This is a genomic window from Leptospira barantonii (assembly GCF_002811925.1).
Taxonomy (GTDB): Bacteria; Spirochaetota; Leptospiria; order Leptospirales; family Leptospiraceae; genus Leptospira; species Leptospira barantonii.
This window is the reverse complement of record NZ_NPDS01000004.1, coordinates 307,814-334,165: the sequence shown is the minus strand read 5'-3', so window position 1 is coordinate 334,165 and position 26,352 is coordinate 307,814. Positions and strand designations below refer to the sequence as shown.

At 45.9% G+C, this 26,352-nt stretch carries 25 protein-coding genes and 1 riboswitch; of the genes, 4 read left to right on the top strand and 21 right to left on the bottom strand.

Annotated features, from left to right (window positions below; genetic code table 11):
- Positions 1-292: 292 nt before the first annotated feature.
- Genes CH367_RS11715 through CH367_RS11620 form a run of 20 tightly spaced genes read right to left on the bottom strand, consistent with a single transcriptional unit; the run spans position 293 to position 18,908 of the window.
- Positions 293-931 (bottom strand): histidine phosphatase family protein, encoded by a 639-nt coding sequence (locus CH367_RS11715; protein WP_100762679.1) that lies wholly within the window; start codon positions 929-931, stop codon positions 293-295.
- Positions 928-1,881, bottom strand: coding sequence for an adenosylcobinamide-phosphate synthase CbiB (cbiB, locus tag CH367_RS11710; RefSeq protein ID WP_100762678.1), 954 nt, complete (start codon positions 1,879-1,881; stop codon positions 928-930). Before cbiB ends, CH367_RS11715 begins: the two co-directional genes overlap by 4 nt.
- A gap of 1 nt (position 1,882) precedes the next feature.
- Complete coding sequence (locus tag CH367_RS11705; RefSeq protein ID WP_100762677.1) at positions 1,883-4,480, bottom strand: cobyric acid synthase; 2,598 nt, start codon at positions 4,478-4,480, stop codon at positions 1,883-1,885.
- Position 4,481: 1 nt separating this feature from the next.
- On the bottom strand, positions 4,482-5,057 hold the full coding sequence (gene cobU / locus CH367_RS11700; protein WP_100762676.1) for a bifunctional adenosylcobinamide kinase/adenosylcobinamide-phosphate guanylyltransferase: 576 nt from the start codon (positions 5,055-5,057) through the stop codon (positions 4,482-4,484).
- Positions 5,045-5,680, bottom strand: coding sequence for a histidine phosphatase family protein (locus CH367_RS11695; protein WP_165783274.1), 636 nt, complete (start codon positions 5,678-5,680; stop codon positions 5,045-5,047). Before CH367_RS11695 ends, cobU begins: the two co-directional genes overlap by 13 nt.
- The gene (locus CH367_RS11690; RefSeq protein WP_100762674.1) at positions 5,677-6,375 is read right to left on the bottom strand and encodes an adenosylcobinamide amidohydrolase; all 699 of its coding nucleotides are present in this window, start codon (positions 6,373-6,375) and stop codon (positions 5,677-5,679) included. Before CH367_RS11690 ends, CH367_RS11695 begins: the two co-directional genes overlap by 4 nt.
- Positions 6,372-7,772 carry a cobyrinic acid a,c-diamide synthase CobB gene (locus CH367_RS11685; protein ID WP_100762673.1) on the bottom strand — a complete coding sequence of 467 codons (1,401 nt, stop codon included), beginning with the start codon at positions 7,770-7,772 and terminating at the stop codon, positions 6,372-6,374. Before CH367_RS11685 ends, CH367_RS11690 begins: the two co-directional genes overlap by 4 nt.
- Complete coding sequence (gene cobO, locus CH367_RS11680) at positions 7,772-8,311, bottom strand: cob(I)yrinic acid a,c-diamide adenosyltransferase (RefSeq protein WP_100762672.1); 540 nt, start codon at positions 8,309-8,311, stop codon at positions 7,772-7,774. The genes CH367_RS11685 and cobO overlap by 1 nt, the downstream gene beginning before the upstream one ends.
- Positions 8,308-9,072 (bottom strand): precorrin-4 C(11)-methyltransferase, encoded by a 765-nt coding sequence (gene cobM, locus CH367_RS11675; RefSeq protein ID WP_100762671.1) that lies wholly within the window; start codon positions 9,070-9,072, stop codon positions 8,308-8,310. The genes cobO and cobM overlap by 4 nt, the downstream gene beginning before the upstream one ends.
- A 13-nt stretch (positions 9,073-9,085) precedes the next feature.
- Positions 9,086-10,591, bottom strand: coding sequence for a precorrin-3B C(17)-methyltransferase (gene cobJ, locus CH367_RS11670; RefSeq protein ID WP_100762670.1), 1,506 nt, complete (start codon positions 10,589-10,591; stop codon positions 9,086-9,088).
- The gene (locus CH367_RS11665; protein WP_100762669.1) at positions 10,588-11,745 is read right to left on the bottom strand and encodes a cobalt-precorrin 5A hydrolase; all 1,158 of its coding nucleotides are present in this window, start codon (positions 11,743-11,745) and stop codon (positions 10,588-10,590) included. The genes cobJ and CH367_RS11665 overlap by 4 nt, the downstream gene beginning before the upstream one ends.
- Positions 11,735-12,499: a precorrin-2 C(20)-methyltransferase gene (gene cobI / locus CH367_RS11660; RefSeq protein WP_100762668.1), complete on the bottom strand. Its 765-nt coding sequence runs from the start codon at positions 12,497-12,499 to the stop codon at positions 11,735-11,737. The genes CH367_RS11665 and cobI overlap by 11 nt, the downstream gene beginning before the upstream one ends.
- Positions 12,496-13,737 (bottom strand): precorrin-6y C5,15-methyltransferase (decarboxylating) subunit CbiE, encoded by a 1,242-nt coding sequence (cbiE, locus tag CH367_RS11655; protein WP_100762667.1) that lies wholly within the window; start codon positions 13,735-13,737, stop codon positions 12,496-12,498. Before cbiE ends, cobI begins: the two co-directional genes overlap by 4 nt.
- Entirely contained in the window at positions 13,734-14,405 is a 672-nt protein-coding gene (locus CH367_RS11650; RefSeq protein WP_100762666.1) for a precorrin-8X methylmutase, read from the bottom strand. The genes cbiE and CH367_RS11650 overlap by 4 nt, the downstream gene beginning before the upstream one ends.
- Positions 14,398-15,519, bottom strand: a complete 1,122-nt coding sequence (locus tag CH367_RS11645; RefSeq protein WP_100762665.1) for a cobalt-precorrin-5B (C(1))-methyltransferase — start codon at positions 15,517-15,519, stop codon at positions 14,398-14,400. The genes CH367_RS11650 and CH367_RS11645 overlap by 8 nt, the downstream gene beginning before the upstream one ends.
- A 9-nt stretch (positions 15,520-15,528) precedes the next feature.
- Positions 15,529-16,278, bottom strand: coding sequence for an FAD-dependent oxidoreductase (locus tag CH367_RS11640; RefSeq protein ID WP_100762664.1), 750 nt, complete (start codon positions 16,276-16,278; stop codon positions 15,529-15,531).
- A gap of 4 nt (positions 16,279-16,282) precedes the next feature.
- Positions 16,283-16,654 carry a DUF3209 family protein gene (locus tag CH367_RS11635; RefSeq protein ID WP_100762663.1) on the bottom strand — a complete coding sequence of 124 codons (372 nt, stop codon included), beginning with the start codon at positions 16,652-16,654 and terminating at the stop codon, positions 16,283-16,285.
- Positions 16,655-16,669: 15 nt separating this feature from the next.
- Positions 16,670-17,851, bottom strand: a complete 1,182-nt coding sequence (locus CH367_RS11630) for a CbiX/SirB N-terminal domain-containing protein (RefSeq protein WP_100762662.1) — start codon at positions 17,849-17,851, stop codon at positions 16,670-16,672.
- Positions 17,852-17,856: 5 nt separating this feature from the next.
- Complete coding sequence (locus CH367_RS11625) at positions 17,857-18,720, bottom strand: CbtA family protein (protein WP_100762661.1); 864 nt, start codon at positions 18,718-18,720, stop codon at positions 17,857-17,859.
- A gap of 2 nt (positions 18,721-18,722) precedes the next feature.
- The gene (locus CH367_RS11620; RefSeq protein ID WP_100762660.1) at positions 18,723-18,908 is read right to left on the bottom strand and encodes a CbtB domain-containing protein; all 186 of its coding nucleotides are present in this window, start codon (positions 18,906-18,908) and stop codon (positions 18,723-18,725) included.
- Between the two features lie 137 nt (positions 18,909-19,045).
- Positions 19,046-19,231: riboswitch (cobalamin riboswitch) on the bottom strand.
- Between the two features lie 281 nt (positions 19,232-19,512).
- Here CH367_RS11620 and CH367_RS11615 point away from each other — a divergent pair.
- Complete coding sequence (locus CH367_RS11615; RefSeq protein WP_100762659.1) at positions 19,513-21,645, top strand: hypothetical protein; 2,133 nt, start codon at positions 19,513-19,515, stop codon at positions 21,643-21,645.
- Between the two features lie 5 nt (positions 21,646-21,650).
- On the opposite strand, the gene CH367_RS11610 is transcribed toward CH367_RS11615, so the two are convergent.
- Positions 21,651-22,121 (bottom strand): STAS domain-containing protein, encoded by a 471-nt coding sequence (locus CH367_RS11610; protein WP_165783273.1) that lies wholly within the window; start codon positions 22,119-22,121, stop codon positions 21,651-21,653.
- Positions 22,122-22,270: 149 nt separating this feature from the next.
- On the opposite strand from CH367_RS11610, the gene CH367_RS11605 reads away from it, so the two are divergent.
- Genes CH367_RS11605 through CH367_RS11595 form a run of 3 tightly spaced genes read left to right on the top strand, consistent with a single transcriptional unit; the run spans position 22,271 to position 26,251 of the window.
- Positions 22,271-24,172: a polysaccharide biosynthesis protein gene (locus CH367_RS11605; protein WP_100762657.1), complete on the top strand. Its 1,902-nt coding sequence runs from the start codon at positions 22,271-22,273 to the stop codon at positions 24,170-24,172.
- A complete protein-coding gene (locus CH367_RS11600; protein ID WP_100762656.1) occupies positions 24,165-24,644 on the top strand; it encodes a ClpXP protease specificity-enhancing factor SspB in 480 nt (159 codons plus the stop codon). Before CH367_RS11605 ends, CH367_RS11600 begins: the two co-directional genes overlap by 8 nt.
- Positions 24,641-26,251 (top strand): permease, encoded by a 1,611-nt coding sequence (locus CH367_RS11595; protein ID WP_100762655.1) that lies wholly within the window; start codon positions 24,641-24,643, stop codon positions 26,249-26,251. Before CH367_RS11600 ends, CH367_RS11595 begins: the two co-directional genes overlap by 4 nt.
- The last annotated feature ends 101 nt before the right edge of the window (positions 26,252-26,352 follow it).

The following is a 26,352-nucleotide window of genomic DNA, read 5'->3' as shown; positions in this document are numbered from 1 at the left end:
GCATGATAAGAATAGAATATTCGTATATCAACAAATTCTAATTTGTATCCTTTTGAAAAGCCCCAAATAGTCTTTCGGGGCCCTTCGTTCTGTACGGACGTACATAGGCGAGAATGCAAAACTACCTAACCTCGAGGTAAAAATATTGCGGGAGATCTGGCTCGTTTCGTTCGTTTTAAACAAACGAAACACACAGTTGCGGGTCAGCGCGGGAATTTCACCCAACTTCATCCCTGAAAGCTAACGTCAGTAAAACGAAAGTCGTCACAGCTTACAATAAAAATTATTAAAGCTACGTATTATTTTTTTCTAATGATCTTTTTCTTCTTAAAAATTCTTCCGTTTGAAATCGTATACATTCCCCGTTTTGAATATGAGGAATTCGTTGTATTTCCGGTTTGAACATTTTATACATTCGTGTCATAACGTAGCCATGTGTACACAATGCGACCGTCCGATCCGAGAACATTTCGATCCGTTTCAACAGTGTAGAATGAATTCGTTCGTCCGTTTCGAGTTTAGACTCTCCGCCCGGAAAACGAAAAGAATCGTAAATCGGATTGTGATCGTTCCAATGTTTCCAAAACGATTCTCCGAATAGGGAATCCACTTCGTTTATCAATTTGCCCTGCCCTTCTCCTAAGTCTACTTCCCGTAACCCGGAGTCGAAAAGGATTGGAACACCGAGCGCGTCCGCTACGATTTCGCTTGTCTCTTTGGCTCTTCGAAGATCACTGCTTAGTAAAAGATTTACGTTCGCGTTTTTTAGAATCGGGATCAAAGCCTTCGCTTGTTCGATCCCGTTCTTAGTTATCGAATTTTCCAGATGACCTTGTAGTTTTCCCTGAAGATTCCATTCCGTTTCACCGTGTCTAAAAACATAAACGACGTTTGTATAATTGAATGTTTCGTCTGCGATTTTGTTTTTCATTCTTTCCAAATCATCGCGACAAGCACGTACAATAGAACGTAAAACCCGGCGGTCAATAAGGACGACAATAGGATGAGTCTGTTCGTTTGAAGGATTTGTTCGATTTTTAATTCTTGGTCCGGATTCCCCAATGTCGGTTTAACGTTTTCCTTTCCTCCGTAGAAGTTGGTTCCTCCGAGTTGAATCTCCAAGGCGCCCGCTACCGCGGCTTCGGCAAAGCCGGAATTCGGACTCGGGTGTTTTTGCCCGTCCCTTCTAAGAATATAAAACGAATTTCTAAAATTATATCCGAGTAAAAAGGACGCAAAAACAAGAACGTAAGAAGTGATTCTCGCGGGTAAAAAATTGGCGATGTCGTCCATTCTCGCGGGAAAGTTTCCGAATTTTCGATAAAGTTCCGTCTTGTATCCGAAAAGAGAGTCTAACGTGTTGATCGAACGATAAAACATCGCCCAGGCCGGACCTCCTAACACCGCGTAAAAAAGAGGAGCCGTGATCCCATCCACGAGACTTTCCGCGGTACTTTCTATACATGCACGGATGATTTCGGATCGGTTCAAGTGTTCGGTATCTCTTGCGACGATCCTGGAAACTTTTTCGCGAGCCGATACAAGATCGTTTTGTATGAGTGCTTCGTACACATCCTTGCTATGATCGATCATGTCTCGAATTGCAATCGTCGTATAGATCGTAACTGCGGATAAGAATGCGCCGAGAACCCAGTGGATTTTGTCCGCGTAAAAAATCATCCAATAAGGAATCCAAAACGAAACCGAATATATGGAAACGGATGTAAGAATTCCGGCGATTCGTTCGGAACTGCATAGGTTTCTAAAAATTCTTTCCGAACTCCTTGCGAGTTTGCCGATCGCCCGTACCGGATGGGGAAGATTTCTAGGATCTCCGAAAATTAAATCGAAGACGATGGAAGTTGCGATGATCCAAGGCACTTCAGCCGAGTCCCAATGCGTCGTAGATCAGATTCATATCGAGAGATTGCCTAACGTGGAACGCGAGACGATCCAAAGATGTTTCCAAGTTGTAAGAAACCTGAACGTCGATCAAAGGTTGTTTACCGTTTCGAATACGAATCCGATCCAAAAAGTTTCTTCGAAAATCGTCGCGATCGAACACTCCATGGATGTAGGTTCCCCAGATTCTATCGGAAGGATCGCTATGCCCCAACGTTTCGTCTGTTCCGTTCAAAAAGACCGTCTTCGTTTCTCCGATCGCCGTTGTTTTACCGTGATGGATTTCGTATCCTTCGACTTCGCATCCACTCGGAAGATGAATTGCTTTGACCTGTTTTAGAGATTTATTCTTTTCTAATATGGTTTCCAGAGGCAAAAGAGAAAGTCCTTCCGCGCTTCCTCGATCGGTTTCGATTCGATGAGGATCGAATATATCTTTACCGAGCATCTGGTATCCGCCGCAGATCCCCACTACCTCTGTTCTTCCGGATTTGGCTAAGGTAAGAATCCTATCCGCCAAGCCGACGTTGCGAAGGTGATCCAAATCCGTGACCACGTTTTTACTTCCCGGAAGAATCAACACATCGGGTTCTCCCAGGTCTTGTAACTTTCTCACGATTCGAACGCGAACGTCCGGTTCGGCTTTGAGCGCGTCTATGTCGGTATGATTTGAAATTCTCGGGTAATCGATCAATGCGACGTCGATTCGATCTCCGAGTGGAGATATGTCGTCTAACGCGCCTGATTTGAATTCGAGAGAATCTTCCTCGGGTAAATCCAAATTTTGTAAATGGGGGACGATTCCTAAAACGGGTTTGCCCGTGTATTCCTCTATGTATTCCGTTCCGTTTTTTAGAAGTTCCTTAACTCCGCGAAAACGGTTGATGATGAATCCGAAAACGAGTTTTCTTTCCCACTCCGTAAGAGTTTCCATCGTTCCTAAAATGGAACCGAAAATCCCTCCGTGATCGATATTGCCGATCAGGAATACTTTAGATTTTGCATATTCAGCCATTCTCATATTGACGATATCATTTTTTTTGAGATTCACTTCGGATGCGCTTCCGGCCCCTTCGATTATGATGGCTTGGTATTCATCGGCGAGCGAATCATAGGATTTTTTTACTTCCGCAAACGCGCTCGATTTGTACTTCGTGTAATCTCTAAAGTCCATCGCGGCCACCGGTTTGCCGTTGATGATCACCTGCGAATCCTTTTCGCTCGAAGGTTTGAGAAGAATCGGATTCATCCGGATGTCGGGAAGAATTTTCGCGGCTTGTGCCTGCAACGCTTGCGCTCTTCCGATTTCTCCGCCGTCCCAGGTTACGAAAGAATTGAGCGCCATGTTTTGGGATTTAAAGGGAGCCACTTTCAATCCGTCTTGCACGAGGATTCTACAGAACGCGGCGGTTAGGATGCTCTTGCCAACGTTAGACGCCGTTCCCTGAAACATAATCGCCGGAGTTTTTCGAACGGATCGTTTTCGAGTTTGGACTTGAGTTTCTCCTAGGACGATTCGAAACGCATCTACGATTTTTTCGTTTTCTTCCGGCGTACGGACCGCAATCCGAATGAATTTATCGGAAAGTCCGTTGAAGTTTCCGCAATCACGAATCGCGATTCTATGTTTTTCGAGCAATTCTCGGGTCAGTTCGGAGGCGGACCATCGATTGAGAATTTTGATCAAAATGAAATTCGTTTCGCTCTTAAATCCATGCAAAGATTCTATATTAGAAAGATCGCATACGAGTTCGTTTTTCCATTCGTTTAGAGTTTGTCTGGAACGATCGAAAAAATCCGGATCGTCCAAAGACTTTTCATACACCGAGACGGCCAAAGTATTTACGTTCCAAGTCGGCAATCGTTTTGAAAGTTTTGAACAAATTTCCGAAGACGCAAAACAAACTCCGATTCTCAAGCCGGGGATCGCTAAAATTTTCGTCATCGATTGGATGAGAATCGTGTTTTCGGGAAAATCGGAGCGAAACGAAAATTCTTCGTTACAAAAGTCGATAAAAGATTCGTCGATGACGAAGGTTGAATTCGGAAAGTCGACCGCGAGTTTGAGAATTTTCTTTTTATCGAGTAGGTTGCCCGTCGGATTGTTCGGATGCCCGAAAAAAAGGAGCGCTTTGGACTCCGCGTTCGATCTAAGAATGTTGGCGATTTCATCGTAGTCGAGTTGAAACAAGTCTTCTTCTTTTAAAACGACTTCGATACAAGGAAGTCCTCGGAGTAAAATCGCTTCCTTGTATCCGCTGTAACAAGGGACCGGAATCAATGCAAAATCGGCTTCGATCGCAAACGGAATTTGTAATATGAGTTCCGAAGCCCCGTTTCCGATAACGATTTGATCGGGATGTATTCTATATTTAGAATGTAGTTTTTTCTTAAGAGATGAATACTCCGGATCTGGATACGACGACAATTTAGAAATTTTGGAATGAATGAATGGACGAAGCCATTCCGGAAAACCGATCGGATTTATATTGGCGGAAAAATCCAGAATTTCTTCCGGTTTGAGCCCGGTTGTCCGCGCGAGTTTCTCTAAATTTCCGCCGTGCCCCATGTCCGACATCCTATGCCGTCCCGACCTTGTTTGATTGGTCTCCTTTTATCTGTAACGGAATTCCGCTTACCATAAAATACGTTTCGTTTGCGTTATGCGCAATTGCTTGGTTGCAGGTTCCCAAGAGATCCCTGTAAATTCTTCCTGTTTTGTTTTCGGGAACGAGCCCTAACCCGACCTCGCAACTCACGAAGATCACTTTTTTCAAGGAAGAATTTAAAATTGTTCGAGTCAAGGTTGAACACAGTTCTCGAATATTCGTTTCGTTGAGTACTGTATTTTCCTTTGTCGATCGATAGAGTAGATTGTTGACCCAAAGGCTGAGGCAATCGACGAGAACGACGGAATTTTCGGGGAAACGACCCGAAGTAAACACATTCAATAGATTGAATTCTTCTTCGATCGTTTCCCAAGAAAGTCCTCGTCTTTCATTTTTGTGTTTGAGGATTCTTTGGTTCATTTCCTCGTCCAAATTCGGGCAAGTGGCTATGAAAAATTTTCGACCCTCGAATTTATCCGCAAAATTTAATGCGAACTTACTTTTGCCGCTTCTACATCCGCCCGTGATTAGGATTATATCGGCCATTCGCATCTCCTCTTTACGGAATATTGATTCAGACTTGTAAGAAGCGCGGAACCGTTTGAAAAAACTTCTACGGAAGAAACGGAAGAACTTTTTACCTGAAAGTGAATGTATGAAGACGGATGAATCCCGAGTAGAAGACAGATCAAGGTGGAAATCACTCCTCCGTGAGTGACGAGAATGATTTTTTGTGCGGGCGATTCTTTTAAAAAGGATGCTATGAAGTCGATTCGATCCACGAAGGACTTGAAAGATTCTCCGCTCGGAAATGAAAAAAGCGAAGGCGCCGCGGCCCATCTCAAAAGTTCCTCCGGATGAGTTTGCTCCAGTTCCGTGAAACTTTTTCCTTCCCAGTTCCCGAAATCGATTTCTTGCAGGACCGGAAGACAAATAGGCTCCGAAGTGGAATCGAGTCCCATTTCTTTCCAAGTTTGAATGCTTCTTTTCGAAGGACTCAGATAGATTCGTTCATTAGAAAAATAGAATGTATCCTTGCAGTAATTCCCGAGCGCTTTTGCGTCTTCGATTCCTTGGAGAGAAAGTGCCGGGTCCAAACGACCCACATACTTAAAACGATAGTTTAAACCGATGTCGGAATTCCGTATGAGATATAACGTTTTTTTCAAAGTTTTTCTCCCGTTTTCGTTCTGCTTTCTTTCCAATTTAGAATTCCCTGATGTACGGATTCATAAACCGCCTTGCCTATGAGATGGCCGGTCAAGGTATGTTTGCCCGTATAACGGGTTTGGGGAATTCGAGAAGGAGAAGCAAAGGCGATACAATCGGTTCCGGTTCCGGTCGCGATGTTGCGGCTAACGCGACTTTGAACTTTCGAATCCAACACGGCGAGGGTTCTCGCTTCCGCGATTAAGGAAACCGCTTCCAGAGACGCGCTCAAATCCAAGGATGAGGAGCATTGTACAAAAATATTGATCGTTCCGTAAGAGCCGAAGAAAAACGGATCGTCGCCGATACAAACCGCGTTTCCGAGTCCCGCAGTGACAACGGATCTGATTCTGGTTCCTTCTTTTTCTAAAACGATTTCGGAATAATTCTCAAGGGCCGCGCTTGTGAGAAATCCGACGGAGTTTTTGGATTCTCCTCTTTGTAGCAATCGACTGCGGTAGTAATCGATCGGATCTACGTCCGGTGTTAAGTCTTCGTTGCGAACTCGGTGCCACAAAACGTTGTCTACTTGTTCTTTCCAGCCGCTTCCGATCACCGCCCAACTCAGAACGTTATGCGGTTCTTCAAATGCGATTTCAAGCCAGTTCGGAGATTCAAGTAAACTTTTTTGACTTAGGTAAGAATTTGCGATCATCTTCGCGCCTCTGAACAACTTTGAACGAAACCTTGAGGCAATGTCGGATTGGAAGCCCAATGTACGTGAACATAAGAAGCGAGAATCGAACGAGTTTGATAACCTTCTTCGGTGACTTCGTTGCCCCTTCTTCTTCGGAGTTTATACGCGAATTCAAATCCTTGCGACGCGGATGTTTTCGGTTCAAAGTCGGAATAACGAAATTGATGACCTCTGAATCTAAGCCCGGCTTCTCCAAAGATCGTCTTTGTTTCCGTGACTACTTCCACGTATCCGAGCGCTTTGAGTTTTTCTCCCATCTTTACCTTTCCCGGAATCAGACCGAGCATGGAAAATATTTCTCCGTTCACCCGTTCGATCTCGTCGGAAAGATACATTAGACCCCCACATTCAGCGTATATGGGTTTATTGTTATATGCGAATTTACGAATGTCGCTTAACATCGGACTGTTTGAGCAAAGGGACTCCGCGAACAGCTCGGGATAACCTCCCCCAAAATAGAGTCCGTCCACATCGGGAATTTTGGAGTCGGCGATCGGTGAAAAAAAGATCAGTTCCGCTCCGGCTTCCTTCAGTCGCATTAAATTCTCTTCATAATAAAAATGAAATGCGTTATCCAAGGCGACTCCGATCCTGCATCGGGTAGCGTCCGATTTTCGCGATGGCGCAGGAACATTGATCTTGGGAGCGGAATCTGCGATTTTTAGTACGGAATCGATCTCCAACCATTCTTCCCCTAAGTTTCCCCAAAAATGAAAACGATCCTCGGACAGGTTTTCTTCGGATGCGGAATACAATCCCAAATGTCTTTCCGGAAATGATTGTTCCGGATGTTTTGAAAATCCGCCGAGTATCGGGACCTCGTTCGAAGCGTCTTTTAAAAGTTGAATGTGAGATTTACTTCCGATAAAATTCGTAAAGGCTCCCGCGATACGAAGTTCGGGATCAAACGCATTCAAACCTTTTAATATTGCAGAAACCGTTCTCGCCATCCCGCCCGCGTCCACGACCGCGATCACCGGAGCGTTCAACCACTTTGCGATCTCCGCGGTCGAACCGGCTTCCGAATTCGGCGAGTGACCGTCGAACAAACCCATCACCCCTTCGATGATCGCGATGTCTGCGTTATGACACGCTTGATGGAATGTGTTGAGGACGGATTCTTTTCCCATCAACCAGCCGTCCAAGTTGTGACAGGTTTTACCGGTGGCGCGGGCGTGATAGGTCGGATCTAAGTAATCGGGCCCACATTTGAACGTTGCGACTGCAAGTCCCCTTTTTTGAAGCGCTTGAGTGATCGCCAGAACGATCGTCGTTTTTCCGACACCGCTTCCCGTACCGGCAACAACGATCCTTGGAATATCGATGGAGACGTCGGAATCGTTCAATACATTCATTAAAAGTCGATTCCTTTCTGAGCGGGAATTCCGCTTTGATACGGATGTTTTTTGACCTCGATCACGCTGACTAGATCCGCGTACTCGGTAATGAGTTCGGGGCAGTTTCTTCCGGTGATTACGACGTGTACGTGTGCGGGTCTTTGTTTGAGCGTTTGTAGAATTTCTTCCGGGCTCAACCATCCGTAATGGAAGGCATACGTGATCTCATCGAGTATTATAATATTATGATCTCCTGTTAGGATCATTTCAGAGGAACGAACCCAAGCCTCCTTTGCGGCTTGTTTATCCTTATCCAAATCGTCGGAGTCCCAGGTGAATCCCAAACCCATGACGTAAAAATCAAGTTCCGGAATCGTCTTTGCAAATTTCCGTTCACCCGTTTCCCATTTTCCTTTTAAGAATTGAACCACTCCACATTTCATTCCTCTTCCCAGAGCACGAAACACGATTCCGAGTGCGGCGGTGGTTTTTCCTTTGCCGTTTCCCGTGTTTACGATCACGAGACCTCTTGTTTCTTTATTCGGAGACGAGCTCATCGGTTTCGCTTTGCCTTTCTGAATCCGTGGGAAAAATCGGCCGAGTAAAGTCTTGAATCCGCAAAATCGTGACAATCCAAAACCGGTCCGACGAATATGATCGCGGTCGATGAAATTTTTTCGGCCTTTACCCTTTCCGCGATATCACCTAACGTTCCAGTTAGAATTTTTTGTTCCGGCCAAGTTGCACGTTGCACCACGGCGACCGGGCATCGTTCTCCGTAAAAAGGGGTCAGTTGTTCCACGATCTTTCGGATATGAAGTACGCTTAAGAACAAGGTCAAAGTCGCGCCGGATTGGGCGAGAATTTCGAGTTTTTCCTTTTCAGGCATGGGTGTCCTTCCTTCGGCGCGGGTGATGATGACCGTTTGTGAAACTTCGGGCAAGGTTAATTCTTTCCCTAAGGCCGCAGCCGCGGCGGTAAACGAACTGACTCCGGGAACGATCTCGTAATCTATATTCAAAGAATCGAATCTTCTCATCTGTTCCGCGGTCGACCCGAAGATGGATGGATCGCCCGTATGAACCCGAGCTACGTCCTGATCGTTTTCTTTTGCGCGGAGTATCACTTCCAAAATTCCATCCAAGGTCATATTCGAAGAATCTAATACGATCGCGTCCTTTCTCGCTCTTTCAATGACCGCGATCGGAACCAATGAACCCGTGTAAAGAACGACCGGACAGGTTTCTACGAGTTTAGCCCCTTTGACCGTGATCAATTCCGGATCTCCCGGTCCGGCGCCGATGATATATACTTTCATATCGCATTTCTCATTAACATTTTAAGATTACACCTCTTACAAGAGTCCAAACGTCCGAGGGCATTGCGCCCAACCAGGAAATATCCGAATACTCGGTTCGATTTAGAACGAATTTTCCGCTTTCGGTTTTTGCATACGCGAGAAGCCTTTCGCTCACGGAAGAATTTCTATGGATTAAGAATTTATCATATATTTCACGAGGATGAATTTCGTTTTGCAGGATCATTCCGAATTCGAAATCGAGTTTTTGAACACGGTTCGAATCGATCACTTTCAATTCGGAATATCTTCCGCCGTAATCTCCGGGGTCCGCAAATCCGTAGTCTTCAAAACGCGTCGGAATCTTGAGTCTTCCCACGATATAAAATTTATCGGAACTCTTAAAAAGAATTCCTCCGCCAAGCCGACCGATGTACGCTAACGTGGAATTTTCCGGATTCACGGATTTAAAAGATCTCGCGGAATCTTGTTCTCGTATCTGAGAAAGTGTTTCTAACGCCTGAATCGCCGTCCGCGCGGAAGAATCAACGTTCTGTGTAAGGAACGTCTGGGAATCGATTTCATTTTCTGTTTGAGTTACAACGCCGTTCGGATTCTCTTCCGATTCGATGATGGAAGTGGAGGTCCGCACAAAGGCGCCTTGAATTTTGGTGATGTTCAACTGAATCGGAGTTTCCGAAGAATCGATTCTACTCTGAAGATCCCCCTCCGATCGAAGGGAAAATCCCCTTCTCTGCCCTTCTTTGACGCTTGCGTCATCCAGAGAATACTTGTTCGTGTATCCTCTTGGCGTAATCATAAAACCCTCGTATACGAACGTGTTTGTGGAACCTACGATTACCGTTGTGTTCATTCCAATTTCGTAATCTAAAAAATTATCCAAATCGGAAAGTTGGACGTTTTGTTGTCTTCGATACGCGCTTTTTACGAGTGCGACCGGAGTTGTCCCCGGACGATGTCGCTTAATAATCTTGGAAGCCTCGACGATTTGTCTTTGTCTTCTTCCCGATGCGGGATTGTAAAGAGTGATGACGAAGTCCCCTTTGGCCGCGCATTCCAAACGATTTTCGATCACGGACCAGGGAGTCAAAAGATCGGAAAGAGAAATTCTCGCCATGTCATGAACGAGAGGCGCGCCTACGAGAGAAGCACAGGAACTGTCCGCGGTCACGCCGGGAATCATCTTAACTTCGGGAGAATCGTTTCTCTTCCATCCGCTTTTTCTCAATACTTCGAAAACCAATCCGGCCATTCCGTAAACTCCGGCGTCTCCCGAAGAAATTAAAGTAACGATCTTTCCTTCTTTCGCGGATTCGACCGCGGCTTGAGCGCGGCCTACTTCTTCGGTCATTCCTGTCCTTGTCACTTGCTTCCCGACTAAGTGGTGTTTGACGAGACCTATGTAAGTCGCATAACCGATCACGAGATCGGCCTCTTGAATCGCATGTAATACTGCGGGGGTAATGTGCGCGTCGTTTCCCGGACCGATTCCGACGATGTTGAGTTTGCCTTTTTTCATTCTTCCTCCGTTACGGAGTTTTGAGAGTTTGAGGAAAATCTTGAAGGAAAGGGAATTCTTGAAATTGCGACGGTAAGATTTTTTCCGTCGACGCCTTCTTTGTATTTTTGTTTTGGAAGAAGTAAGGAGCCCGCTCCCGAAGCGAGAATGCTCGACGCTTCGCTTACGGACCTGGTTCCTACGAAATTTTTTACGACTTCGGACGGGGATTCGATTTCGGAAACACGATCCAATTCATCGGCGGTAAAAGTTTTGAATTCCCAGCCGTATTTTTTTGAGATTTGTAAAAAGGCTTCTTCGTGGCGTTTGAGATCCGCGCTTGCGATCGTTTTGACGCTTTGAACGGCCAACGCGTTGTCGCTTAATATTTTTAAAATTCCATTCTCCACCGTTTCAAAAGATACGTTTCGGTCGCATCCCAACCCCAAAACCAAAGATTTAGGACGGTATAATATTGAATTATTATAATGTTCTTGATTGTTTCGATTCAGATCCGTTCGATCCGTGGCGATCAGAAGAATTTCGTACTCGTTCGGATTTACATCCATTAAGGAAACAGAATATTCCACACCCTTCGGAAGGGATTTTTCCAAAGGCCACCAATTCGGTTCCCCGGTTTCCTGAACGAAGAGCACCTTGGTTTCGTTGACTACCGCCGCGCAACCTCTTGTAACGTTTCGATCCGGATGTTCCAAGGTCCAGCCGAGTTCTCGTCCGAGAATATCCACGGTTAAAGTTCCCGAAACGTCCGATGCGGTCGTGATCACCGCGGTGTTGGAAAGAGTTTTTGAGAGCCTTTCCGTAAAAAAGTTTCCCCGTCCTACGTGGCCCGATAAAACGCAGATCGAAAAGTTGGCTCGATCGTCCACGCAGACGACTGCGGGATCGACTTTTTTGTTCTTCAATAAGGGGGCGATCATTCGAACAACCGCGCCCACACTGATGATGAAGATATGACAGTCGTAATTCTGAAACGTTTCGTCTAACGTTTTATCCATCGGAAGAGAAAGAAGTTTCGAACCCGGCGGAGCCGAATCGATGAACTTAGGAGAAACAAAAAGGTCCACGTCTTCCCAGGCCTCGTGAATCTTTTTTGCGATCTCTAAGCCGTGTTTGGTGATTACAAAAACCGAATATGATTTCCTATTCTGCATCGATATTCTGTCCTCGAAGTACACCCTTACGTTTTCGAATGGAAAGAATCACCATCGAAAAGTAATCGCAGTTTTCGTTTTGAATCGTCTCTAAGTCTCTGACGATTCTTTGCCGATCCGTGGTTCCGTACGAAACATAACTCGCATTTGCAAGCAGGTCCAATTCTTTCAGCATGTCGACGAGTTGTGGAACGACCTGCCCGACCTTTGTAAGAACGATCGTATCGAAATTTTTTACGAGCTCCGGAAGGTCTTCGATTCCGTAGGTTCCGGGCACGACGCAGAAACGTTCTCTTCCGTCCGCGAGCGGGGTTTGTAACGCCGCCGGTATCGCCGTGATTGAAGATACTGCGGGAACGATTTCGACTTCGATTCCGGGCCAACGATCCTCGGCTTCTTCCAAAAGATAACTCCAAGAACTGTATACCGAAGGATCTCCTTGTGTTATGAATGCAACGTTATGCCCCTCTTCTAAACGTTTTCCGATTTCAAGAAATGCCTTATCCCAAGCGGGAATCAAAACCTCGGGGTCTTTGGTCATCGGGAAATGAAGAAACAATTTTTCTTGGGAAGAATTCTCCTTCACAACGGGAGAACAAACTCTCCAAGCGAAGGGTTCCAAGTGTTCGCTACTTTTAGGAATCGCCAACACATCGACGGAGTTTAAAACGTGAACCGCTCTAAGCGTGATTAAATCGGTAGCCCCCGGGCCGACTCCGACCCCGTAGAGTTTTCCGTAACGGTTTTTTTTCATGCGGAATAACCCTCCGGTTTTGTGACCTTAAAGATATGAATCGGATTCAAAGCTTCATAACGTAGATAATCCGCAAGAGGTTGTCCTCTCGATACGTTTAACAGAGTGACTTCCGGAACAAGAGCTAATTTTTTAAAACTGTGATAGGCTTCCGTGACGTTGTCCAAAGTGACCGCGTTGACGACCAAAGATCCTAAAGGAGAAAGTCTATTTAAGGATATTCGAATGATCTCATATAGATTTCCTTTGGAGCCTCCCACGAAAACACAATCCGGATCGGGAAGATTTTCCAAAACCTCGGGGGCCTTCCCCGGAACGACGTGCACGTTATCCGTTCTTTGTGAAAGGACGTTTTGTTTGCAGATTTCGATTCCTTCCGGATCGATTTCGATCGCATAAGACTTTCCATTTTTAGCGAGTTGTGCGGCCTCGATCGCGATCGATCCCGAACCGGCTCCTATGTCCCAGACGACGCTGTCGTCCCGAATTTCCAAAAACGCAATGGAAAGAATTCTAACTTCCTTTTTGGTGATCAGTCCTTTTTTCGGGATTCGTTTCGCGTAATTTTCTTCCGGAACGTTAGGCACAATCGGAGGCGCCTTTCTGTTTTGGGCGTTTCGGATCAGAATCAAAACGTTCAGAGGACTGATTTCCTGTTCTTCGCTTAACAAATTCAGTTCGAACTTACGGATTCTTTCGTTTCTTCCGCCTAAATTTTCGCAAACGAACGCGGTCCAATCCGTTTCCTCGTACGCTTTCATGTAGGATGCGATCGCCTGAGGATGGTTGATCTCGTCCGTAAACAAGGCGACCTTATTCAAAGATTGTAATTTAGTGATAAACCCCTCGATCGGTCTTCCGTGTAGGGATAAAATCTCTGCATCGTCCCATTTGATCCCCACTCTGGCGAACGCTTGTTGGATCGCGCTCGGGGCCGGAATAAAATCCACGTGTTCCAATCCGACCTTTTTACCGATTAGATTTCCGATTCCGAAAAATAAAGGATCTCCGGAAGCGAGAACACAAATCGTATGTTCCGCCGCGAGCTCGGCAATTCTTTCGGTGGCTTGTATTAGATTTCCCTTAAATACTATTTTTTCTCCGGCGAACTGCGGAAAAAAATCCAGATGTCTTTCTCCCCCCGCGAGGACCTGCGCTTTAGCGACCGCGTTCACCGCGATGCTCGACAACCCGGGACAACCTTCGTCGCCCATTCCGATTACGGTGACCGCCTTCATCGTTCTCCTCGTTTCGAGGACAAAAGAAGAAGAGCGTGTATGATCGCGACCGCGATCGTGCTGCCGCCTTTTCTTCCTCTGGTGAGAATGTAGGGCGTCGAGAATATATCAGAAGATTCTAATGTTAAAACCACTTCTTTGGATTCGATTGCGGAAACGAAACCGACCGGAACTCCGATGATTAAGGCGGGTTTGATTCCCTCTTCCCGGATCAATCTTTCGATTTCGAGAAGTGCGGTGGGCGCGTTTCCGACGGCGAGAATCGATCCATTCAGATATCCTAATGTTTTTGCTTTCTGAATCGATTCGATCGCTCTCGTGGAATTTTTTTCCTTAGCCCGTTCGATCACATCGGCGTCCGAAATAAAACCGTATGTTTTGCATCCGTAAGCTCCGAGTCTTTCCTGATTGAGTCCCGCGATGATCATATGAACGTCGCAGACGATCGGACATCCGTTGCGCAAGGCTTCTATACCCGAGTCGATTGCCTTGGGATGTATCTTTGTAATGTCCTTATACTCGAAGTCCGCGGTTGCGTGGATGATTCTTCGAACCACTTCCCATTCTTCTTTGGAAAAAGAATGCGGACCCGCTTCTTCGTCGATGATCGAAAAGGATTTGTCTTCGATTTCCCTTCCGAGGGTAGTCATCTGTCTCATGTCATTCATGTTCGGAGTTCTCTTCCTTTGTTTCTAATTCCTGCGAAAAATTTTCGCACTTGCCCAAAAGCGCTCCGTCGAAGTCGACCATATAACAGGAAATTCTCATATTCGTTCCCGCGTGTTTGGAGCAGTTTTTAGCCACGATCTCGCAAATGCGAGTGGTGATGATCTCGTATCCATTCGCTTTACAGACTTCTAATACGTGTCTCGCTGTGTTTGCGTTTTGGATTTCTTCCGCGATCGGTTCGGGAACGCCGATGGATCTCGCGATTTCGGATAACATTTTCGTATTAACGGAAGATCCGCCTCTGTGTGTCATCATCACACCGTCGGCCATCTTTGATAACTTACCGATCATCCCGACCACGATCACGTGACGAATCGATTCCTTTACGCTCGTTTTGATTCCGGTTCCGATAAAGTCCCCGACTTGTATAAAGGAAAGTTCATTCAAATTCGGTAATAGATCCATCGCGAACTTTTCGGATTTTCCTCCGGTGGTAAGAACGGTCGTATCGAGTCCGTATTCTTTCGCCATTTGGATCGCTTGAATCACGCTCGCCTTAAAAGCCGCCGTCGAATACGGTTTTACGATTCCGGTTGTACCTAAGATCGAAATACCGCCGATCAAACCGAGCCGTTCGTTCATCGTCTTTTTCGCCATTTCTTGGCCGCCTGGAACGCTGATTTCCACCTCGGCGCCGTTATACGAACTTCCTTCGAGTTCTTCCAAAATCATTTCACTGATGTTTTTACGCGGGACCGGATTGATCGCGGGTTCTCCCACATCCAAACCGAGCCCGGCCTTGGTGACGGTCGCGACTCCGTCTCCGCCTTTTAATATAATTTTACTTTCTTTTGTTAAGCGAACTCGGGCGGTTAACTCAGCTCCGTGTGTACAATCCGGATCGTCTCCCGCATCCTTGACGACGCTACAGATGGCCACCTCTCCTTCCAGTTCGCATCGTTTGACGGAAAACAAAACCTGTCTTTTGTTCGGAAGAGTGGTTTCGATTTCCAAAACGGGTTGTCTTTTTAAGAGAAGACGTGTGGCCGCCTTGGCCGCGGCCGCGGAACAAGCTCCCGTGGTGAATCCTTCTCTTAATTCCTTGGTAGCCATCGATGTCGCCTAACGTTTTACGGACTCCAACTGTCTGGGAGAATTGAAGAAGATTTCTGCGCCTATGTTTTCTTCGAGAACTCCTTTTGCTAAAAGGACATCCTTTACAATTCGGATTAATTTTCCGTCTCCCGCCAAAAAAGCGTTCGTTGGAAGAGCGGATGCATTCAATTCGTCCGTGAAAGAACAAAGACATTCCGCTTCCCTTTTTGGATCGTTGACCTTGGAGATCGGAATCACATTCAAAGAATTGAATCCTATCGGAAGTCCTTCCATGACGTCGCGAACCGGAAGAAATTCGGTTTCGCGGGAAACATACCAGATCACGCTCGTGTCTTTCAGTTTTTCGTTCCATCTCTGAGAATGGAGAATCGAAAATATCGCCGTGATTCCGGTGTCCGTCGCGACGAGAAGGGTCTTTCCTTCCCGGGGCCATTGTAAATTTCCGATAAATTTTCCCCAAGGACCCGAGAATTCGAGCTCGGAACCGATTGCAAGATTAGGAATATGCAAAGACGCTAATCCTTCTTTTACGGGCTGGACACAAATCTGAAATTCTCCCTGATATCGATCGGAGGAAAGAATGGAATATGCCCTTTTGATTTCCTTTCCGTCGTTCGTTTTAACGCCGGAATTGAAGATGACATACTGTCCTCCTAAAAAATCCAAAGGTCCGTCTAACGAAACAAAGGTGATCGTGGCCGAACCGTTGGTTCGAGTTACGTTTTTGATTCGCGCTTTTTTGGGAGGATTCGCCATATCGTTACGCCGGATAAATTTCGTGTACGAAATCGTGCATCTCTTCCAAATCTCGAAAAAGATTCTGAAAACCGAGAAGAGAATTCTTCAGTTCGAGTTCCACTTTTTTGGTGAGAATCAAAAGAGAACGATAGTAAGCCATCTTCGGATCGTCCTTCTTCGTTTTGGAAATCATCTCTTCGAGGTCGGTTAAGGAAGCCTCGTAGAACTTGATCAAGGATTCGAAATCCTTCGCTTCGGCTAAAGAACGAATCGGTCCCGGCGATTGTAACGCGTCTCCGATCTCCGCGCGTTCGTGTTGGATCGTCGTTTCGTCCTTGATTCCGATTACGTTCATCATTCCCAGTCTAAGTGCGGCCACTTCGTGACATGCCATCGTATTCTCCTAAAATTATTGCATGATGTTATCGACCAGTCTTGAAACAAGACGATCGTTAAACAGGTGTTCGGCGACGAGTTCTTCCGCGTCGCTTTCGTTGACTCTTTGATACCAGATTCCGTCCGGGTATACCACGACGGTCGGCCCCTCTCCGCATCTTCCCAAACAGGAACTTCTGGAAACTCGGAAGTCTGTTTGTCTTCCGTGTTTTTTGATCGAAGATCGGATCTTATTGATAAGCGAAATGCTTCCCTTGCTCGCGCAGTCCACGTTTTCGCATACGTAGATATGTTTTTTTAGATTTCTATGAGGGAATTCGTGGGGAGCCGCTTGTGTATGAGTTTCCAAATGTCTCATACTCCAAAGAAGAGAATCGAGTCCGCCCACTTTGTTTTTGAGTCCGGGAATGGAAACTCGATACTCGCAGTTGTCGCAAGGAAGTCTTTCTTTGCCGGACAATGCGGAAGAAATTCTTTCGTCCAAAATCGGAAACAAAATCGGATCGGGTCCGAAATGTCCCGCGGTGGTAATTTTAATCCAAGGATATTTTTCGGAATAGTCCTCGGCTATATGAGAAATCTTTTGTATTAGCTTTCCATCAAATAGGAAATAAGGAAGAATCAAGATCCGTTCCGGTCTGAGTTTTGCGGACATTTCCAGACTTTCGGGGAGCAGAGGTTTTGTGATTCCGATAAAACTCGGTTTTACGAAAAGGAAAGAATTCGCTTCCTCGAAAAAACGGACCGCTTTGTAGAATTCCCCGTTGGAATCGACGTCCGATGCGCCTCGCCCGACTACGATCACTCCGGTTTTGGATTGGGATTCCGCTCCGATTCTTTCGCCCGCTCGAATATTTAAAAGTTTTATGATATTCTCATGTACGTTCAAAGGCAGAGCCGATACGAATTCGTGATTCGGAAACTCCGCTTTTAAATCCGAAAGAATCAATGGGATGTCGTTTTTTACATGCCCGGACGCGAACAAAAACAAAGGAAAAATTAGAATTCTGGAATGTGTTTTCGCGAAATTTCGGAGAGATGTTTTTAGATCTGGCTCCGCAAGTTCCACGTAAGCGATTCTGATTTCGAATTCGGGTCTGGTCCGCGCGTATTCTTGAACAAAGGTTTCAAATTCAACGCCGGAGGAAACTTCTCTGCTTCCATGTCCTACGATGAGAATTCCGAAATCCTTCATTCTTTCTAAACCTTCCGTGTTTCCAGGGGAAACGGAACTTCTCGATTTTTTGCAATCGAATTCGAAATCAAAAAACCGATCGTAGACCAAAGAAAAAAATTTGCGATCGCACTTTTGATTCTAAATTCAACGAGCAGATCGTTCGGCACCGAAGTGGTTGTGGAATGTTTCGGAACACCCGGAATCCAAAATAAGAATGCGAAAAGAATTCCGAGAAGAAAAACGAATGCGATCGCGCTCGAAATTCTTCCCTTAAAAAAACGGTTTCGAATCCAAAACCAAAACGTCAAAGCCGCAGAAGACAAGAAGATGGATTGTAACCACCAGGCTTGTCGGAGTTCGAAATCCTCTTCGGAACCCGCCACTCCCGGAAGTTGGAGCGGAAGACCCAAAGAAGGAATCGCATAAAATACGATAAACCCGATTCCCGAAATCAAAAGCGACGGTTTCCAAACGGATTCAATCCATTCGAAAGTTAGAATATTCGTAAACTCTAACGAGCTATATCCGATCGCGCTCAGAACGCCGAATGCAAGACCTAAAAGAAGACAGCCGATCCAGGTCCAAACGTTTCGTTTTAGAGTTTCGAAATTTTCGTCTTGGATGTTCTGACTTGAATCGGAACCTTCGTTGGAAACAACGGCAGAATGGTGATGGTGTTTTTTTCCATCTACATGGGAATGCGAATGTGTTTTGGCTGAAGTTGTCGTGTTCGCGGACGCGGAAGAAACGTTCGCGTTTGTTTCGAAAACCTCCGCCTTTAAGATCATCGGAGTCACAAGGAATTGAAGTAGGATTCCATAAGCGACACCTGCGATCAAACCCGCCTTAGAACCTAAAACGAGTCGCTTGAAAAGATTCTCCCTCATTTTTAGTGACAGGGAAAACCGGTGGCGTGTCGTATATCGTGAAACGACGCGTGAAGTTCAGGCATCGGTTCCAAACCGACGATGTAAATTACGAACAAAGAAACAAAAACCAAGGAAACGGTAAGGATCGGATCCAAAGATATGGAAAGGCCCTTGCTCGTTTGCGAAGACGTGGAAACGGTACGCATAAGAATACTCCTCCTTTCAGAGTAAACTCCAAGACAAACAGACTATAAGCGTATCAATCCCTTAAGGATCTAACGCGTGTTATACGGTAATGTTCTATTTAAGCTACGGATCGCCTTACTTCCGAGGTCGAAACGTATCTTCAGGATTTTCATAGGGTCGTATTCTGACTTGAGATCTTCCTACTCGGCATGCCTTCCCAGGTTTATCACCCAGTGACTTAATATGCCTTTCGTCCCTCTTACAGCGGCGGATACCGTGACGGATTCTAACCGTCTTCCCACCGATGCGAAGCATCGATGAATCCCATGAAAATGGACTGTAAGTCCAGTCGCATTCTTAACGATTCTTTTGAAAAGAAGTTTTTTTAACCGAATTGCAAAATCTTTTAAAGCGAAGTTAAATCGAATCTACTTTAAGAAACGATGATTCTTCCCTTTTTCGAGTTGAAACGGAGTTCGTTCGGATCTATGATAAGAACGGTTCGAAGTTTTGGAATTTGTTTGCAGAGTTTTTACGGCGCTTTCCAAAGTACAAGTTCTTACAATCGAAACGCTTCTAAGAATCCTGCTTGACCCCTGAAAAAAAGAAACTTATACATTTCGCATGTTTTTTTTAGCGCAAGCCCGCCCGATTTTGGTATGGCCGGAATTTTCTTGGATACCGGTCATCAACGGAACCATATTCGTTGCGCTTCTGCTCGTTGCGGGATATTATCTCGAAAGACGTTTTCGGAATTCGATCGAACACCGCGCGAGTCTGAGAGCGAAAATTCTCAAGAAGCTACCGCTAACGTATATGAACGGAAGGGACGTGATTCAGATTCACGCCTTTTTGGATCACGTCGCGGTTTCGATTCTTCAAAAGATCGCGGATTCTCATTCCTGGTTTCAAGAAGTGTTTCTTCCGGAACTCGCGCTTTATCTCGCGCACCAAGGCGAACTCCCCGCTTGGAGAGACGCACTTATATTCAAAAGATTGCAACATCTTGTGCACGATCTCGGGCCTCATCCGAGGAAAATTCTTCCCGCTGTGTTTCTTACGGACGGAGACGAGGCCTTTCCGGGATTTTTGTATTCCGGTCCGCCTGGCCCGGACTTTGTTTCTAAAAGTCTTCATACGAAGGTGTTCACAAAAAAACTCTATCATTCGTTTCCGGTTGCAACGGGGGATAAGATTCACGTTTTATTTTCGGGAGACGACAAGGAATGGATTCGTTTCGACGCGAAGATTCTCAGTTTAAACGGAAATGATATGGGAATTCAAGTCGAGACCGTTCCCGAGAAGGACGCTGAAAAAACGAGGACTTGGGGCGGAATCCAAATGGGCGGGGTCGGAGGCGCGCAGGAAGACGTTTCGCTTCCCGATGAGTTTCAAGGAAGCCTTTCTCAAATTCTAAACTACGCCGCGATGGGCACTTCCGTTACTTCGGAGATACAAAAAAGGGTTCACGCGTTTAAGGAACATCCGGGTCTCGTACGCAAGGAACACAAACCCGAAGAGATACAAACCTTTATCGAACTTTACTCCGCTTGTTACGCGAGATACAGATCGGATATATCACCGATTCCTAAAGCGGTTCTTTTATTCTTATACTTTTTTTATATGGATGAGAATCTTCTTTCTCCCGCGAGAATCGTTCAGCTCTACGGAACCTTGGAGAAAATTCGAAGTTACTCACAGGATCCGTATCCGACCAATCACAAACTCGCGGTATATTTTTTACCGGAGTGGTTGGGTTTGATTCTTTCCGGAAAAAAAACTCCGTCTCGAAATCATCTCGCACAATCCTACGAACAAGTCAGAGCGTCTATGGTTCGTAAAACCGGAACGGACGATTACGCGGGCGACAGCGGGATCGAAGACTTACTTCATCTTCTCGATTGGGAATTGAGCAATCTTTTATACAACGGACTCATCGGAGTTTCGGCGAATCCGAATCTTGCGTATCCGATTCTTTCCGAGGATCAGATGTACGGAGAGACGGACGCGTTTCTCGTAACACCCGAAAAATTAAACGCGGTCGTGGATCACGTACATAAAATCGATAAACATCTTTTTTACAGACAGATCTCCTTCGAACCGGAACAAACTCCGGGCAAACCGGACCTTGCGATGAAGGAGATGGCTCCCGATTGTATCATTCTTCCCGTGTTCGGAAGCAGAGGGGTTCTTTGGCAAGAGATCACGTCGGGTCTGATGTCGAGAGGACGTCTTGTGTTTCCGCAGGTATTGAACGAAAACATGACTCTTGCGATCACAAGAACGTTAGGCGAATTCCGATGGGAAATCGAAAGAACCGTTCGAGGAAGAAAGTGGAAGGATTCTTCCCCGCCTTCTCTGACCTCGGAATATTATCTGTATCTGGAGAATTTTCGCAAGTCCCCCGCGCTCACACCGGACGCGAAAAAAAACATAGATCAACAACTTGTGAAGTATAGAAAAAATCTGAAGGACATGTTCGCGTCCGATTATTCGTATTGGATTCTTTTCGAATCGTCCGGGAAACTCAGACTCAATCGTGTTTCTAGGGATATTCTGAACCGTTATGTGCCTTTTTCTCCTCAGTTGCGCACCGAGTTGCAGAAGAATCCGATCCTTAAGGAATCCATGGATTCATTCGAAGCGAGAAAACGAAGATTGGTTTCGGGAATCAAAAAAAGATACAATCCTTACTTCCAAGCGGGAAACGTTCCGGTGGAAGTTTTGGAGACGATCCAGTTTTTCGAAGAAATGTAAGAATATTATAATAATCTTTCGAACGTGGAGATACGCCAATCCTTGGTTACGAAAAACTTGGAATGGCAGGCCGGACAACCGTAGTTCCCGGAACCTTGCACTTTTAAAAGATGAAAACAAATCGGACAATTGACGAGCACCGGAGAATTCTCCCCAAAGGAAGAAGTCTGGTTCGATTCGGTCGAGATTAAGTGGGATTTGGCGGAATCCCGATCGGAGAAAACCGGAATTTCATGAGCGCCCTGCGCGGAGATTTCGATTCCGTTCGGCACGGAACAAATCGCGAATTTGGATTGTGGAAAACGTTCCGGAAGTCGGTTTAATATCGAAGCGCCTTCTAACGTGGCGGATTCGAGCCCGCTCGCATCCAAAAGAATTTTGCGGGGAGAATCCGGAAGTTCCTCCAACTTGGAAAGAAGCGCCTCTCCCAATTTAAAGTCCAGATCTCCTTGGAGGTTGATGATAATTTCTTTCAAGGTGTCCCGATGATAGAACCGATTTATTCTCCTATTGGAGTGGGGCAAGAAAAGAATTTCTGCAACACATTTTTCGGTTCGTTTAAAAATCGGGCCGATTCGTTTCAAAAAGATTGGACTTTTAGGAACAAGCGGATTTTATTTCCTACATGCTCGGTCAGTGGAATAGAAGAATGTGGATCTTCCCTTTGGATCTACTCTTCATGGGAATTTCTTTCTTTTTGGCGCATTGGATCCGTTTTGAGTCCTTCGTTTTTTTAGCGTCTCCGGAAAGATTTTTCACCTCTTTGATCATCGTAATCACCGTAAGGGCCGGGGTGTTTATTCTTTCCGACATCTATCGATCGATTTGGGCCTATGCGTCGATTCATGATCTCGTGGAAATCATCAAGGTTACCCTTCTTTCTTCCCTGATCTCGACTACCGCACTTTTATTTTACAATCGTTTCGAACAGCTCTCGAGAATGGTTCCCGTGTTGGATACCCTTCTTCTCTTAAGCTTTCTTTGTATCCGCAGTTTTTCCTGGAGAGTATTTCGGGATCAGTACATTCTGAAAAAGTCGAGAGAGGAAGGACTTCCTACCTTGATTCTCGGAGCGGGAAAAGTAGGAGCTACTCTACTTTCGGAAATTCGTAGACACAACGAACTAAAACTGAACCCAGTCGGATTCTTGGATGATAACGTTCAAAAGATCGGCGCACATATCCAAGGGGTTCCGATTCTCGCGAAGATCGAACAAGCAGAACAGATGATCCATCAGTTCGGGGTAAAACAAGTCATCATTGCGATCACGAATCCTGATGGAAAACTGATCAGCCGTTTGATCCGTTCGTTTGAAAGTACGGATGTGAAGTTTAAAATTCTTCCTTCCTTGGGTTCCTTGTTTTTCGATTCTCCAAAGTTGAATCAACTCCGGGAAGTTCAGGTGGAAGACCTTTTGGGTCGTCCGGTTGTGGACTTGGAAATCGAATCGATTCGTTCTTATCTAAAAGGCAAATCCATTCTTGTTACCGGCGCGGGCGGATCGATCGGAAGCGAACTCTGCAGACAAGTCGCTGTGTTCGAACCTTCTCGGATTCTTTTGTTGGATTCTTCCGAAACTCCGTTATACGAAATCGAATACGAACTGAAGAAAAAATTACAAGGTCAGAATGTGGAACTCATTCCGATCGTCGCGGACATCAAAAATCTTTCCAGAGTCAGTTCGATCTTTGAAAAACATTCTCCGCAGGTCGTGTTTCATTCGGCGGCTTACAAACACGTTCCGATGATGGAAGTAAATCCCACCGAAGCGGTGATGAATAACATTCTCGGCACGAAGAACATCGCGGACATTTCCAGGCTTTCCGGCGTCGAACGTTTTGTTTTGATCTCCACGGACAAGGCGGTCAATCCCGTGAACATCATGGGAGCTTCCAAACGTGCGGCCGAATTGTATCTGCAACACATTTCCAGAGAAACCAGAACCAAGTTCATCACGGTTCGATTCGGAAACGTTCTCGGTTCGAACGGTTCCGTAATTCCTCGTTTTCGAGAACAGATTGCAAACGGCGGACCGGTTACCGTTACACATCCCGACGTGATCCGCTACTTCATGACGATTCCCGAAGCGACACAACTCGTGTTGCAGGCCGGAAGTATGGGAGAACGCGGAGAAATTTTTATTCTCGAGATGGGAGAACCCGTCAAGATTCTAAATCTCGCCGAAGAAATGATCCGTCTCTGCGGACTCAGACCTCACGTCGATATTCCGATTCAATTCACCGGACTGAGACCGGGAGAAAAGTTGTTCGAAGAACTTCTTCTCGATTTGGAAGGAATCAAAAAAACGCATCATCCAAAGATCAAAATCGCCGCTCCTCTGGAAAATCAGGAACCGACCACCTTCGTCGCGAGGTTCAACGAACTTCTAAATGCGGGAAGAGCCAACAAGGACAAGGACATCTTTCTTGCGTTTAGGGCTCTGGTTCCGGAATACAAGATTCACGGAGATTATCTCAACGAAGCCAACGCGGGCGTCACCGATCAGCAAAACCTGAAGAATGGATAAACAAAATCTGAAAGAGGAAATCCTGGCCCTCAGAAAGTTCAAACGTTCTTTGTTCGATCTTTACTGGGACCGGTTCGGAACCTTCTATTTACACGCACTTCCCCATCCTCAACTGGTCATCGGCAAACGCGGGTTAGTCGGCGACGAAAAAGAATCCGGAATCGTTCTCGTATTCAGCCCCAAAGGCGGTGTTCGCAATTTGGACGCCGGGGAAGAATGGATCTACGCGGAACTGCAGTTCGGTTACACCTGGGAGGAGATCTTTATTCCCTGGGATTGTATATTACGTTATTTTGATAAAACACAACAAACATTGACGAACATGAAGGTTTTTACTACGGAGCCGGAGATCTTAAAAAAGGATTCTCCTTCCGCTGAGAAGACGGTTTCAACAGAGAAAAAAGAGGGTGATACGAAGGACGATAAGTCCAACGTAATTCAAGTGGATTTTGGGAGTAAATCGAAACAATGAGCCAAAATAAATTCAAATGGTTTGTACTTGGGGATTTGGACGGATTTTTCGGTCTGATGATCGACAATCTGATTCAGATTCTTGTTCTTTCTTTTTTGCTGACCACACTTTGTGGTGTTCCGGGTGACTTCGTTTATAAAGTCATTCTTCCGGGTACGGCAATTTCTCTTCTACTCGGGAACCTGTTTTATTCCTGGCAGGCGCATCGTCTTGCCGAAAAGGAAAATCGAAACGACGTCACCGCTCTTCCTTACGGGATCAATACGGTTTCGTTGTTCGCGTTCGTTTTCTTTATTATACTTCCCGTATATAAGAAAACCGGCGATTACAAAATCGCTTGGCAGGTAGGACTTGTCGCAAGTTTTCTTTCCGGTTTGATCGAGATGGGCGGTTCCTTTATCGCGGAAAAAATCCGTAAGGTGACTCCTCGTGCGGCTCTTCTTTCCTCTCTTGCGGGGATCGCGATTACGTTTATCTCGATGGACTTTTTAGTTCGTACGTTTCAGAATCCTTTGATCGCATTCTTGCCGTTCGGCGTGATTCTTCTTCAGTATTTTGCTCGGGTCGTGTTTCCGTTCCGTTTGCCGGGCGGACTTGTTTCCGTAGTGTTGGGAACCATTCTCGCTTGGTCGCAAGGAGTTTGGGGAAATCCTATGATGGACGGAGCCTTACTCAAAGGTTCCACGAGTCAGATCGGTTTTTATCTTCCCGTACTTTCAATCGGGGATTTATTTTCCGCGTTTCAATTTGCGGACATCCGCGAATATCTCGCGGTTTTGATTCCTATGGGAATTTTCAACGTGATCGGATCTTTGCAGAACATAGAATCCGCCGAGGCTTCCGGAGATTCGTTTAACACAAGAGATTCTCTTATGGCGAACGGGATCGGAACCGTTGTCGGTTCTTTTTTTGGTTCTCCGTTTCCTACTACGATTTACATAGGTCATCCGGGTTGGAAGGCTCTGGGTGCGAGAGCGGGTTATTCCACTTTGAATGGCGTCTTTATGACGATCGTCGCGCTCTTCGGTCTTCTTGCATTCATTCAGGCGTTGATCCCCGTGGAAGCGGGAATGGCGATCGTTCTTTGGATCGGAATCGTAATCGGTTCTCAAGCGTTTGAAGCGACTCCTTCCAGACACGCACCCGCCGTTGTTGTCGGAATTCTACCCGCGCTTGCAGGTTGGGGAATTTTACTCGTTCAATCCACGTTCAACTACGCGGATCGTTCGATCGCGGGAGTTCTGGAGAATGCGGGTGTAAAAGAAACCGCACACCTCTGGTTGTCCGACGTTCCTCTGGGTCTTCCATTCTTACCGTATCCTCTCGGAGGATTGTTGAGTTTGTCGCAAGGGTTTTTGATCTCGTCCATGATCTGGGCTTCGATCGCGGTGTTCGCAATCGATCGTGATTTTAAAAAGGCTTTGATCACTTGTTTGATCGCGGCGGTTCTCGCGGGCACCGGATTTATTCACGGATTTTCTTTGAGAGGAAACGATATTCTCAATCAGTTCGAAGTCGGTTTAAATTCTTTCGTAGTGGCCTATGTATTGCTTGGAATTTTATTCCTGCTCGCTTCGTTTTTTAGAAAGGAACCGAGAAAAGTTTAAAAAAACTCAGCGCAAAATGGATTCCTGGGTCAAAAAAACTCAACGCAAATGCTCCCTATGGGTCGCATTTGCGGGTCTAAATCCGTGAAATAGATAGATCG